The following is a 13272-nucleotide window of genomic DNA, read 5'->3' as shown; positions in this document are numbered from 1 at the left end:
ATGACCCCTCCCATTCCACTTTAGCTTGCCGCATCGGATAGCATCCGCGCAAGCCGTGCTTTTTCGTTGAAATCCCCGCGCGCATTCAGCGCCTCGGCCAAGCCCTGCAACGCCGCGATATTGTGCCCCGCACGGAACATATCAACATGGGGCAAAATGGCACGAATACCTGCGGCCTTTGGCGCAAACCCCTCCCAACGCAAAAGCGGGTTAATCCAGATCAGCCGCTTAGATGACAAGCTAAGACGCTGCATCGCACTCGATAACAGTTCGGGATCATCCCGATCCAGACCATCGGTGATCAAAAGAACAATCGCGCCCTGCCCCATAACACGGCGCGACCAATCGCGGTTAAAGCGGTCGATGCAATACCCAATGCGCGTGCCGCCTTCCCAATCTTGCGCCTCCGCCCCCGCAGCGGCCAGCGCCGCATCCACATCGCGCCCACGCAAGTGGCGGGTGATATTGGTAAGTCGCGTTCCAAAGGTGAACCCATGGACCTTTGACCAACCCGCCCCTTTCGCGTTTGAGAGCGCGTGCAGAAAATGCAAAACCGCACGGCTATAGGCTGACATCGACCCAGAGATATCGCAAAGACAAATCAAGGCCGGCATCCTTTCGCGCCGCGCCTTGCGCGCGAAGCCTTGCATCTCGCCACCATGGCGCATGGCTTGGCGCAGGCTTCTGCGCCAATCGGGCTTGGTGCCATTGGCATCTGCCGCATATCGGCGGGTCAGGAGCGGTGGCACAGGCAGGCTCAACCGCGCCAAAATACGCCGCGCCTCGGCCATTTCAGCCACGGACATTTGTTCGAAATCAAGGCTGCGCAAGCGTTCTTCACGGCTCATCGTCAGGCTTGCGTCAATTTCGATTTCCGTGTCCTGCGGGCGATCCTCGCCTTTTATATCGGGGGCCTCAGGCGTGATCCCGTCCAGCAAACTTTCTGCCGCGCGTTTTTCGGCAGGTTTGGCTTGGCGCTCCTCCGCCACGCCGCGAATAGCGGGCAGCATCAAGGACATCATATGTTCCATATAACGCGGATCCCGCCAATAGAGGCGGAAGATCTGCGCAAAAATTGGCAAATGCTCGGGGCGCGTACAAAAACAAGCACGCAAAGCATAGAAAAACGTATCCCGATCCGTAAAACCGACACTGGCCAAGGCGCGCGCCGCATCCATCACACGCCCTGACCCCGCAGGCAGACCCGCGACGCGCAAGGCGCGCGCAAAATGCGCAAGGTTGCGCAAAAGCTGCGGATTGTCGGGCAGATCAAGCGGGGCGTATTCCATAGCGCCCTAGCCCAAATCGGCGCGGATTTCGTCCAAGATACGCTTGGCCTCAGACCCTTGCAGCCGCGCGATATCGTCTTGATATTTCAAAATCGCGCCAAGCGTATCTGCAATCACCTCAGGCGATAATTCGATCACATCAAGCGCAAGCAGACATTTCGCCCAATCAATCGTTTCTGCGACACCTGGCTTTTTGAATAGATCTTCGCTGCGCAGGCGCTGCACGAAAGCCACGACCTCGCGCGAGAGTGTCTCTGCCGCCTGTGGCACACGGGCGTGCAAAATCTCCATCTCGCGGGTGATGTCGGGATAGTCGACCCAATGATAGAGGCACCGCCTTTTGAGCGCGTCATGCACCTCGCGGGTGCGGTTTGATGTCAAGATGACGATGGGCGGCTCTGGGGCTTTGATCTGGCCAAGCTCGGGGATTGTGACCTGAAAATCTGACAGCGCCTCAAGGAGGAACGCCTCAAAAGGTTCATCTGTTCGGTCAATCTCATCAATCAACAAAACAGGCGCCCCTGCGGGATCAGGGCACATGGCCTGCAACAAAGGCCGTTCGATCAAATAATCTTGCGAGAACAAGTCAGCGGTCAGGCTTGCGCGATCTGCGCCGCCCGCAGCCTCGCTTGCGCGGATGGCGACCATCTGCGCGGCAAAATTCCATTCATAGACCGCAGAGGCCGCATCAAGCCCCTCATAGCATTGCAAGCGGATCAGGCGGCGGCCCAACATCGCGGCAATAGATTTGGCAATCTCGGTTTTCCCCGTGCCTGCCTCGCCTTCTAGAAACAAAGGCCGCCCAAGGCTGAGGGCAAGATAGGCAACCGTGCCCAATGATTTGCCGCAGATATAGCCTTCGGCGCTCAACCCTGCGCGCAATGCGTCAATGGATGGGGGAATTGCCGTTTGGTTTGGTGTCCCGCTCATGCTGCCTCCCTCAATGTGTTGCCCCTATCAAGGCGAGAGAATAGCGCGCGGTCAAGCCCGTGCAAATTCCCTTTGTTCCGTCCTTCTCAGCTGCTAGGATCGCAACAGGGTTACGACAAAAAAGGAGCGGCAGCGGGCGCGAAAGTGGCCCCCTTGCAACGCATATTTCATGAATGAATTGATCCCAAGCACTGGCCAGCCTCGCCCAGGCGAGGGCCAGACCGCGAATGCAGCACAAGTCTGGCGCGCGAAAATGGCGCAGCTTGGCAAGGATTATGGCAGTTTTACACAGCTTGGGCGCAAGCATTTCGCGCTCTTCGTTGAAAGTGGTATGGATTTGGTTGTGACCTTCGACAACGCAGCGCGATTGGCGGCGATGGGGACAAAAGGCCTGCCCTTGGGCACAGAATTGGCACAGCAACATGGGTTTTCCACCCTGACATTCATGTCCGCAGGGCAAACATGGTTCCGCGATTCTGATCTTTTTGCCTATATCGACAGATTGGTGGATGAGGGTTTTTTTGACAGTTTCAAACGCGTTGTCTTTTGCGGCCTTGGGCCTGTTGGCGGCTATGCGGCCGCGGCCTTGTCGATTGCAGCGCCACAGCCCGAGTTGATCCTGACCTCCCCCGTGGCCAGCCTTGCGCCCAAAGATGCGCCGTTTGAGACGCGGTTTTCACGGGCCAAGCGGTTGGATTTTTCGACCCGATTTGGCTTTGCCCCCGAGATGAGTGCGCATGCCAAAGCGCTCTATCTGATTTTTGACCCTGCAACCACGATGTCCGCCGCTCATGCCGCGCTTTATCGTGGCGCGCATGTGACGAAAATATCTTTGCCCCGCCACAGCCCGCTGATCGAACGATTGGCAATGGCCGATGGCGGATTGGGGGATCTTGTTTTGGCCCTTGAGGCAGACAATCCCACCGCCCGCTTGCGCCAAATTTTTCGGGATCGCGCCCGCGCGGATGAAACCTATTTGGTCAATCTCGCGGCACAGGCCAAGGCGCGCAATCACCCAAAACTCGCCGCACGGGCCGCAGGCTATACGCCCACCAGATAGCGCGCTTACCCCTTGGCAAGGCTGCGGGAATTCTGTAGCGCAAGGAACATGACACACAGCCTGACCCTTCGCCGCCCCGATGATTGGCATTTGCACCTGCGCGATGGTGCAATGCTGCGCGCCGTATTGCCCGAAACCGCGCGCCATTTTGGTCGCGCCATCATCATGCCCAACCTTGTGCCGCCCGTGGTCACAGGGGACGATGCCCGCGCCTATCGCGACCGTATTTTGGCGGCCCTGCCCGAAGGCATGACCTTCACCCCTTTGATGACATTATATCTGACCGAAGGCACTGATCCCAACGATCTGGCCGCCGCGCATGCGGCGGGACTGATCACGGCGGTGAAGCTTTATCCTGCAGGGGCGACCACAAATTCCGCCTCAGGCGTGCGCGACATCGCCAATGTGCGCGCCGTTTTGGAAAAGATGGCGGAGATTGGCCTGCCTTTGTGCATCCATGGCGAGGTCACGCGCCATGATGTCGATATTTTCGACCGCGAAAAAGTGTTTCTAGACACGGTTCTTGACCCGCTGCGCCGTGATATTCCTGAGCTCAAAGTGACGCTTGAACATGTCACCACAAGCGATGGGATCGACTATGTGCGGGAGGCAAGTGGCGATATTGCGGCCACCCTCACAACGCATCACCTGATGATCAACCGCAATCATATCTTGGTGGGTGGGATCAAGCCGCATTACTACTGCCTGCCCGTGGCCAAACGCGCGACCCATCAAGAGGCGCTGCGCAAAGCCGCCATTTCGGGAAATCCGCGCTTCTTCCTTGGCACGGACAGCGCCCCCCATACCGACCCCAATAAAGAAAGCGCCTGTGGCTGTGCGGGATGTTTCACCGCAGCCAACACCATGGCCTGCCTCGCCCATGTATTCGAGGAAGAAGGCGCGCTTGATAAACTTGAGGGCTTCGCCTCGCTCTTTGGCCCAGCGCGCTATGGTTTGGCCCCGAATGACACTATGATCACCTTGGTCAAGGAAGACACCCCTGTGACCTATCCCGCGAAAATCGAGACAGAAGATGGGCCTGTCACTGTCTTTGACCCAGGCCATCCGCTGTTTTGGCGGGTTCTCGACCAATAAAGGAGCCATGCCATGATCCCGGCAAGCTATCCCGATCAGGCGCAGATTGCGAAAATGTCAGCACGGATGTTGCTGGATATTGGCGCGGTGCATTTCAACGCGGACGAGCCCTATACCCATGCATCGGGCAAACGTGCGCCCACCTATATTGACTGTCGGCGGATTATTTCCTTCCCGCGCGTGCGCGCCACATTGATGGATTTCCTGACCTGCACAGTCATGCGCAATGCGGGGCTTGAGGCCTTTAACAATATCGCAGGCGGCGAGACGGCAGGCATTCCTTTTGCCGCCTTCGTGGCCGAGCGTATGGCCCTCCCCATGAGCTATGTGCGCAAAAAGCCCAAAGGTTATGGCAAAAACGCCCGTATCGAGGGGGCAATGGATGCGGGTGACCGCGTGCTATTGGTGGAAGATTTGACCACGGATGGTGGCTCAAAACTGAGCTTTGTCGATGCAATCCGCGAGACAGGCGCAAGCTGTGCGCACACGGCGGTTGTGTTCTATTACGGCATTTTCGAGGACACGATCCCGCGGTTGCGGGAGCACGGGGTTGAATTGCATTGGCTCTGCACTTGGGCCGATGTGATTGCCGAGGCACGCGCAGGCAACGACTTTGACGCGAACACGCTTGAGCAGGTCGAACATTTCCTGCGTGACCCCGAAGGGTGGCGCGCCGCGCGGGGATTCGCCTAAGCCCCAAGGCACAGGCCCTAAAACGGCCCAGAATTCACGCGGCCTCATTAGCCCGATCCATCAAGCAAAGCAGAGGCCCGAAAAAAATTTCTGCCGCCTTGCCCTATGTGGTAGGGTTTGCAAAGGGGGCACCCATATCTTGGGGTGATTGTCGGGGGTCAACATATCCACAGGATATCCAGATTGACGCTGCGGCATACGCAGCATACCGCAGATAGGGTGTGATTTGTCGGGGGAGTAATCATGAGCGAGATCGCCAATCTCAATGCCAAAGCATTGCGCAAATCAGGCGATGGTGACCCCGACACGGACGCAAGCGCCCTTTCCCCTCTGCCGCATAACATCGAAGCCGAACAGCAATTACTGGGCGCGATTTTGGCGTCAAATGACGTCATTGATCGCCTGCAAGACCTGATTGAACCTGCGCATTTCTATGACCCCGTGCATGGCGCGATTTTCGAGGTTGCGCGGGCGCGCATCCTCAAGGGGCAGCAAACAGACGCGACAACCCTGAAAAACTTTATGGCCGAACACGAAGGTCTGCGCGCCCTTGGGGGGGCCGAATACCTGTTGAAATTGCAGCTTTCGGCCATCGCCACATCGGCCGCGCGCGATTACGCCCAGCTGATCCATGATCTGGCTGTGCGCCGCAATCTGATTGATTTGGGAAAATCCATTTCAGATCGCGCGCAATCGATGCGCGAAGATGTCTCGCCCGATGAGCAGATCGTGCAGGCTGAATCCGATTTGTTCCAACTCGCCTCAACGGGCAGCACATCCCGCGGGTTTCAATCATTCTTGCGCGCGCTGCATGATGCGGTGGAAATGGCCAATGCAGCCTATAATCGGTCGGGCGGTTTGGCGGGCCTTTCCACGGGCTTGGCTGATCTGGATAAGATGTTGGGCGGTTTGCACCATTCTGACCTTTTGATCCTTGCGGGGCGCCCCTCGATGGGAAAAACCTCGCTTGCCACCAATATCGCCTTTAACGTGGCCCGTGCCTTTAAGCGGGGTCTTAAGGATGATGGCACAGAGGGCACGATTGATGGCGGTGTGGTGGGTTTTTTCAGCCTCGAGATGTCTGCCGCGCAATTGGCGCAGCGGGTTCTGTCAGAGGCGGCCGAGGTGCCATCGGAACTGATCCGCAAAGGCGATTTGAACGAGCAAGAATTCCAACGCTATCTGATCGCAGCGCAGGATTTGCAGAATTGCCCCTTGTATATTGACGACACCCCCGCGCTGCCGATTGCTCAGGTCGCCGCCCGCGCGCGCCGCCTCAAGCGCAGCCCGCAGGGGTTGGATTTGTTGATCATCGACTATTTGCAATTGTTGCGGGGCAATGGCCGCAACGAAAACCGCGTGAACGAAATTTCGGAAATCACCCAAGGGCTCAAGGCAATTGCGAAGGAATTGGATATCCCTGTGATCGCGCTGTCGCAGCTGTCCCGCCAGGTCGAAAACCGCGATGATAAACGCCCCCAATTGTCAGACCTTCGGGAATCTGGATCAATCGAGCAAGATGCCGATGTGGTCATGTTCGTCTATCGCGGCGAATATTACAAAGAGCGCGAAAAACCAGGCGAAGAAAATCTTGAGGCCATGGCAAAATGGCAGCAGGACATGGACGCGCTTCATGGCAAGGCCGAGGTGATCATCGGCAAGCAGCGTCACGGGCCGGTTGGCACGGTTGAGCTAAGCTTTGAGGGGCGCTTCACCAAATTTGGCAATCTCGTCAAACCATGGCAGCAAGGCGCGGACGGGTTCAACTAAGGCGCGCATTCGTGCCATGATCTGTTGGAATTTCGGACAAAACCCGCCTTGCCCCTTGACGGGTTCCGATGAAAACGGGACAGAAGGCGCATGGCATCTGGAAAGCTTCATATTGATCTGGGCGCGATTGTCGCCAATTGGCACGCCCTTGACGGCCTGACCAACGCGAAAACGGCCGCGGTGGTGAAGGCAGACAGCTATGGCTTGGGCGCAGGGCGCGTGGCCCCTGCCTTGGCCCGCGCAGGCGCTGACACATTCTTTGTTGCAATTGCCGAAGAAGGCGCGGCACTGCGCGCCGCCCTCACGGAGGCGGGTTTCCCGCACGCCCGCATTTTCGTCTTTTCGGGTCATATGGCGGGTGATGACGCGCTGTTGCGGGATCACAATTTGATCCCCCTTTTGAATTCCGCCGCTCAATTCCGCCGCCACCGCGATGCGGGCGACCTGCCCTATGGAATTCAACTTGATACAGGCATGAACCGCCTCGGCATGGAGGCGGCTGATTGGGCCGCCTTGCGCGATGAGGCCGAGCGCGGGCCCTGCCAGTTGATCATGAGCCATCTGGCCTGCGCTGATGAGCCTGATCACCCAGAAAATCCCGCGCAATTGGCAAATTTCCGCGCCATGACCGATGGCACGCATCACCCCCGTTCGCTCTCTGCCACGGGTGGCGTTCTTTTGGGCGAGGCTTATCATTTTGATCTCACCCGCCCTGGAATCGGGCTTTATGGGGGGCTGCCCTTTGCGGATGCGACCCCCGTGGTGCGTCTCTCCCTGCCCGTCATCCAAGTGCGGCCAGTCGAGTTGGGCGAGTTTGTGGGCTATGGCGCAGGCTATCGCCCCAACAGCCCCCGCCAGATCGCAACCGTGGCTGCAGGATATGCCGATGGGTTGATCCGCGCGATGACGGGCAAAGCCGCAGTCTATGCAGGTGACACGCCCTGCCCGCTTGCGGGGCGCGTGTCGATGGATTTGATGGGGGTGGATGTCAGCGGGCTTGGGGCAGATGTGCCAGATCACCTAGACATTCTCTGCCCCGCACAAGGCGTGGATCAACTGGCGGATCATGCGGGCACGATCGGCTATGAAATCCTCACCTCGCTTGGCGCGCGCTATCAGCGTCACTATCAAGGGGGTTAGGGATGGCTGCACTCATTCTTGCACCGCTTGCCACGATTGGCCGCTCGGTGATGGGGCTGTTGGCAGGTGTAGGGCGCGTCAGCATCTATGCAGGCGCGACTGTCTCGCACCTGTTTCGCCCGCCATTTTACCCGCGCGAGTTCCTGATCCAACTGATGCAAATTGGGTTTTTATCTCTGCCCGTGGTCGGCCTGACCGCCCTGTTTACGGGCGGGGCCTTGGCGCTGCAAATCTATTCGGGGGGCGCGCGATTTAACGCCGAGGCGGTTGTGCCCTCGATTGTGGCCATTGGCATGGTGCGCGAACTTGGGCCTGTTTTGGGTGGCCTCATGGTTGCGGGCCGCGTGGCGGCTGCGATTGCCGCCGAGATTGGCACGATGAAAGTGACCGAACAGATTGATGCGTTGGTCACGCTTTCGACCAACCCGCTCAAATATCTGACCCTACCCCGGGTTTTGGCCGCGACCCTGTCCTTGCCGCTTTTGGTGGCGGTTGGGGACAGTATCGGGATTTTCGGCGGCTATTTGGTGGGCACAACGCGGCTTGGGTTCAACGCGGCCAATTACATTCAGAACACCGTTGATTTTCTCGAAGCTTGGGATGTCATCTCGGGCATGATCAAGGGGGCGGTGTTTGGCTTTATTGTGGCCATGATGGGTTGCTATCACGGGATGAATTCAGGCAAAGGGGCCGCGGGTGTGGGCCGCGCCACAACCAATGCGGTGGTCTCGGCCTCTATCCTTATTTTGGCGTCAAACTACATTCTGACAGAGGTGTTTTTCAGCGCATGATTACCCTGTCCGATGTCCATAAATCCTTTGGCCCCAAGCAGGTCTTGCGCGGCGTGAACCTTGAGGTTCCCAAAGGCGAAAGCATGGTCATTATTGGCGGCTCTGGCACAGGCAAATCGGTTTTGCTGAAATCGGTTTTGGGTCTTGTGCGCCATGACAGTGGGATGATCCTGCTTGACGGCGAGGATGTCACCCGCGCCGCGCGTGACCCGTTTTTGGCCCGCTTTGGGATGCTGTTCCAAGGTGCGGCTCTGTTTGACAGTCTGCCCGTATGGCAGAACGTAGCCTTTCGTCTGATGCGCGGCCATCTTAAGCGGCCAAAATCAGAGGCGCGCGAGATCGCGATTGAAAAATTGCGCCGTGTGGGGCTGAAGCCCGATGTCGCTGACCTTTACCCGTCTGAATTGTCAGGGGGCATGCAAAAGCGCGTAGGCCTCGCCCGCGCCATTGCAGCGGAGCCTGAAATTATCTTTTTTGACGAGCCAACCACAGGGCTTGATCCGATCATGTCGGGCGTGATCAATGATTTAATCCGCGAAATCGTGGTTGAGATGGGCGCAACCGCCATGACCATCACCCATGATATGTCCTCGGTGCGCGCGATTGCCGATAAAATCGCCATGCTGCATGACGGGGTGATCCAATGGACTGGCCCCGTTGCGGATATGGACAGCGCCGATGACCCCTATTTGCGCCAGTTTATCACTGGCTCCGCCGATGGCCCGATTGAGGCGGTGCGCTAAGGCGCAGCATACTCTGGCCAAAGCGCGCGACCCGCGCTAATCCTGTGCCATGGCAAAACCTATAACCCAATTCATCTGCGGCCAATGCGGCACGGTTCATAAAAAATGGATCGGGCGTTGCGATGGCTGTGGCGAGTGGAACACGATTGTTGAGGAGGCCCCGCTTTCGGCAGGCCCCGCCAAATCGGGCTTGGGTGCAGGCAAGGGGCGCAAAATGGCGCTGATGGATTTGGCCAGCCAAGAGGCCCCGCCACCGCGCCACCCTTCAGGCTTGGCGGAATTGGATCGTGTTCTTGGTGGTGGGCTTGTGCCTGCCTCTGCGCTGCTTTTGGGGGGGGATCCGGGTATCGGGAAATCAACCCTATTGCTGCAGGCTGCGGCCAGTTTCGCGGCCAAGGGCCTGTCGGTTGTTTATGTCTCGGGCGAGGAAGCCAGCGCACAGGTGCGCATGCGCGCGCAACGTCTGGGGCTGGGCGCAGCCCCGATGGCCTTGGCGGCAGAAACCAATTTGCGCGATATTCTGACCACTTTGGACGAAACCCGCCCCGATTTAGTGATTATCGATTCCATCCAAACCATGTGGCTTGACACAGTCGACAGCGCGCCTGGATCTGTCAGCCAAGTGCGCGCCGCAGCACATGAATTGGTTACCTTCGCCAAACGGCGTGGGGTCAGCGTGATCTTGGTGGGCCATGTCACCAAAGATGGCCAAATTGCGGGGCCGCGCGTGGTCGAACATATGGTCGATTGCGTGCTATATTTTGAGGGCGAACGCGGTCATCAATTCCGCATTCTGCGCTCGGTCAAAAACCGCTTTGGCCCTGCGGGTGAGATTGGTGTTTTTGAAATGACCGGTGCGGGCCTTTCCGAGGTTGCAAACCCGTCTGCTCTGTTTCTCTCAGAGAATGAAGCCGCCTCACCTGGATCGGCGGTCTTTGCAGGCATTGAGGGCACAAGACCCGTCTTGGTCGAAATCCAAGCCTTGGTCGCCCCCTCCCCGCTTGGTCAACCCCGCCGCGCGGTTGTGGGCTGGGACAGCGCACGGCTTGCCATGATTTTGGCGGTGCTTGAGGCCCGTGTGGGGATCGCTTTTGCGGGCCTTGATGTTTATCTCAACATCGCAGGCGGGTTGCGGATCACTGAACCTGCGGCGGATCTGGCGGTTGCTGCCGCCTTGCTGAGCGCGCGCGAGGATGCGGCGCTGCCACAAGGGTCGGTGATTTTTGGCGAATTAAGCCTATCTGGCGCGCTTCGGCCCGTGACACAGGCGGAAAACAGGTTGAAAGAAGCGCAAAAACTTGGTTTCTCGACTGTGATCGCGCCAGAGGGCTGCAATTTTGGCTCGGTCGGGGGTGTTAAGCTGATGCAAATGGCGGATATGACGCGATTTGTGGGCGATATATTCGGCGCGGGCTAGCGCCAAAATAAGTGAGGGAGCGGGCGATGGATGGGTTCACGATGATTGACGGCATTGCAGGCGGGGTGATTTTCATCTCGGCCATCTTGGCCTATTCGCGCGGTTTTGTGCGCGAGGTCATGTCCATCTTGGGCTGGATCGCCGCCGCCATCGTGGCCTATTGGGCCGCGCCAGAAGTGCGCCCACTGATCTCGGAAATTCCCTATATCGGGCCATATGTCGATGACAGCTGCGAATTGGGCATGATCTTGGGCTTTTCGGCAGCCTTTGCTGTGACACTGATTGTTGTCTCGCTCTTCTCACCGCTGTTTTCCTCATTCATCCAGAAAACCAAGCTAGGCGGGTTTGACGCGGGTGCGGGTCTTTTCTTTGGCGTGCTGCGCGGTGTTGCCTTGGTGGCGGTGGCCTTGGTCGCCTATGACCGACTGGCAGGAAGCGATCCTGCGGCGGCAGTTGTGAACAGCCAAACCGCACAAATCTTTGCCTCGCTGACCACGCAAATCGACAGCGAAATCCCAAGCGATGCGCCGGGTTGGTTGATCGGTCGCTATGAGGGGCTGACCGCAGGATGCGTGGCCCCTGCCGCAGGCGACACGCAAAGCGCGCGCGCACTCCTATCCGTGCCCGCCGCGTAACTGCGTGCCCGCGCCGCGTTGCGGTAAAATTATACGTGAATTTCGAGCGCAAATTGTGACGCATTCATGACAGCTAATAGGTGACAGCGCCGCGCCTTTGTCCTAGGTAAGGCGTGCAACCGACTCGCCCATTTCCGTAGCTTTCGGCTATGACCGCAGGCAGGAGCCCGCCGATGCCCAGCAATTTTGCGTCCCCGCGCACCGCACAATTCCCCGCCCATCCCTTTGATCCCCTCTCTGATGATAAGCTGCGTGAAGAATGCGGCGTCTTTGGTGTGATCGGTGTGGCGGATGCCGCGAATTTTGTGGCCCTTGGCCTGCACGCGCTGCAACATCGCGGCCAAGAGGCGGGCGGGATCGTCAGCTATGACCCTGTCGAAGGGTTCAACTCGGCCCGCCGTTTCGGATATGTGCGCGATAATTTCACCAATGCCAGTGTGATGGACACGCTGCCCGGTGCGCTTGCCATCGGCCATGTGCGTTATTCCACGGCAGGCAATAAGGGCAACACGGCAATTCGTGATGTGCAGCCCTTTTTTGGCGAATTCGCCATGGGTGGGGCGGCGATTGCGCATAATGGGAATATCGTCAACGCCGATGAACTGCGCCGCGAATTGATTGAACGCGGGTCCATCTTCCAGTCCTCATCGGACAGTGAGTGCATCATTCACCTGATGGCGCGCAGCTATCAGAAAAATATCCCCGAGCGCATGAAAGACGCGCTGCGCCGCGTAGAGGGCGCGTTTTCGGTTGTGGCCATGACACGCACAAAATTGATGGGTGTGCGCGACCCACTTGGGGTGCGCCCCTTGGTATTGGGCAAAATCGGCGATGGTTACGCGCTTTCCTCCGAAACCTGTGCGCTTGATATCATCGGCGCCGAATTCGTGCGCGAGATCAAGCCCGGTGAGATGGTCGTCATCACCGCGCAGGGCATCGAAAGCTATATGCCCTTCGAGCAGCGTAAATCGCGCTTTTGCATTTTCGAACATGTCTATTTCTCGCGCCCCGACAGTATTTTGGGCGGGCGGTCAGTATATGAAACCCGCCGCCAGATTGGCGTGGAATTGGCGCGCGAAGCCCCTGTTGAGGCAGATCTCGTCTGCCCCGTGCCCGATAGTGGCACGCCTGCGGCCATCGGGTTTGCCCATGAAAGCGGCATCCCGTTTGGCATGGGGATCATCCGCAACCAGTATATGGGCCGCACTTTTATCGAACCCACCGAACAGATCCGCAATATGGGTGTGCGTCTTAAGCTGAACATCAACCGCGCCTTGATTGAAGGCAAGCGGGTGATCTTGGTAGATGACAGCGTTGTGCGCGGCACCACCTCGCAAAAGATCAAAGAAATGATTTTGGACGCAGGCGCGGCCGAGGTGCATTTCCGCATCGCCTCTCCGCCGACAGCATGGCCTTGTTTTTACGGGGTGGACACGCCACAGCGCGACAAGCTTCTTGCGGCGACAATGAGCGCCGAAGAAATGCGCGCCCATCTGGGTGTGGACAGCCTGCGCTTTATCTCGCTTGATGGGCTCTATCGTGCCGTGGGTGAGGCCAAGGGCCGTGACCCCAAAAACCCCACCTATTGCGATGCCTGTTTCTCAGGCGAATATCCTGTGCGCCCCACAGATCAAATCGCCAAAGGTTTTGCCATGAATGAACCCGCCGCTGCTGAATAAACGGCACCATGGCACAAAAGAAAAAGGCCG

At 58.1% G+C, this 13272-nt stretch carries 12 protein-coding genes; 10 read left to right on the top strand and 2 right to left on the bottom strand.

The genetic code is table 11. The features are described 5' to 3' along the window. Positions 1 to 20 precede the first annotated feature (20 nt). Together RYZ18_RS00510 and RYZ18_RS00505 are read right to left on the bottom strand one after the other, a co-directional pair. The gene (locus RYZ18_RS00510; RefSeq protein WP_317654376.1) at positions 21 to 1289 is read right to left on the bottom strand and encodes a vWA domain-containing protein; all 1269 of its coding nucleotides are present in this window, start codon (positions 1287 to 1289) and stop codon (positions 21 to 23) included. Between the two features lie 6 nt (positions 1290 to 1295). Continuing rightward, a complete protein-coding gene (locus RYZ18_RS00505) occupies positions 1296 to 2219 on the bottom strand; it encodes an AAA family ATPase (RefSeq protein ID WP_317654375.1) in 924 nt (307 codons plus the stop codon). Positions 2220 to 2388: 169 nt separating this feature from the next. On the opposite strand from RYZ18_RS00505, the gene RYZ18_RS00500 reads away from it, so the two are divergent. From RYZ18_RS00500 to purF, 10 genes are all read left to right on the top strand, one after another. Next, entirely contained in the window at positions 2389 to 3279 is an 891-nt protein-coding gene (locus tag RYZ18_RS00500) for a hypothetical protein (protein ID WP_317654374.1), read from the top strand. A 48-nt stretch (positions 3280 to 3327) separates the two neighbouring features. After that, on the top strand, positions 3328 to 4374 hold the full coding sequence (pyrC, locus tag RYZ18_RS00495) for a dihydroorotase (protein ID WP_317654373.1): 1047 nt from the start codon (positions 3328 to 3330) through the stop codon (positions 4372 to 4374). A 12-nt stretch (positions 4375 to 4386) separates the two neighbouring features. Further along, a complete protein-coding gene (locus RYZ18_RS00490) occupies positions 4387 to 5067 on the top strand; it encodes an orotate phosphoribosyltransferase (protein WP_317654372.1) in 681 nt (226 codons plus the stop codon). A 243-nt stretch (positions 5068 to 5310) separates the two neighbouring features. Further along, positions 5311 to 6837 (top strand): replicative DNA helicase, encoded by a 1527-nt coding sequence (locus RYZ18_RS00485; protein ID WP_317654371.1) that lies wholly within the window; start codon positions 5311 to 5313, stop codon positions 6835 to 6837. A 90-nt stretch (positions 6838 to 6927) separates the two neighbouring features. After that, positions 6928 to 7977 (top strand): alanine racemase, encoded by a 1050-nt coding sequence (gene alr, locus RYZ18_RS00480; protein ID WP_317654370.1) that lies wholly within the window; start codon positions 6928 to 6930, stop codon positions 7975 to 7977. Positions 7978 to 7979: 2 nt separating this feature from the next. Next, positions 7980 to 8768: an MlaE family ABC transporter permease gene (locus tag RYZ18_RS00475; RefSeq protein ID WP_317654369.1), complete on the top strand. Its 789-nt coding sequence runs from the start codon at positions 7980 to 7982 to the stop codon at positions 8766 to 8768. Further along, a complete protein-coding gene (locus tag RYZ18_RS00470; protein ID WP_317654368.1) occupies positions 8765 to 9511 on the top strand; it encodes an ABC transporter ATP-binding protein in 747 nt (248 codons plus the stop codon). The genes RYZ18_RS00475 and RYZ18_RS00470 overlap by 4 nt, the downstream gene beginning before the upstream one ends. Before the next feature lie 49 nt (positions 9512 to 9560). Next, positions 9561 to 10928, top strand: a complete 1368-nt coding sequence (gene radA / locus RYZ18_RS00465; RefSeq protein WP_317654367.1) for a DNA repair protein RadA — start codon at positions 9561 to 9563, stop codon at positions 10926 to 10928. A 26-nt stretch (positions 10929 to 10954) separates the two neighbouring features. Beyond that, complete coding sequence (locus tag RYZ18_RS00460) at positions 10955 to 11563, top strand: CvpA family protein (protein WP_317654366.1); 609 nt, start codon at positions 10955 to 10957, stop codon at positions 11561 to 11563. A gap of 173 nt (positions 11564 to 11736) precedes the next feature. Next, complete coding sequence (gene purF, locus RYZ18_RS00455; RefSeq protein ID WP_317654365.1) at positions 11737 to 13242, top strand: amidophosphoribosyltransferase; 1506 nt, start codon at positions 11737 to 11739, stop codon at positions 13240 to 13242. The last annotated feature ends 30 nt before the right edge of the window (positions 13243 to 13272 follow it).

The organism is Roseovarius sp. 10 (assembly GCF_033100315.1).
Taxonomy (GTDB): domain Bacteria; phylum Pseudomonadota; class Alphaproteobacteria; order Rhodobacterales; family Rhodobacteraceae; genus M30B80.
The sequence above is the reverse complement of the archived record's forward strand: the minus strand, read 5'-3'. Positions and strand labels throughout refer to the sequence as shown.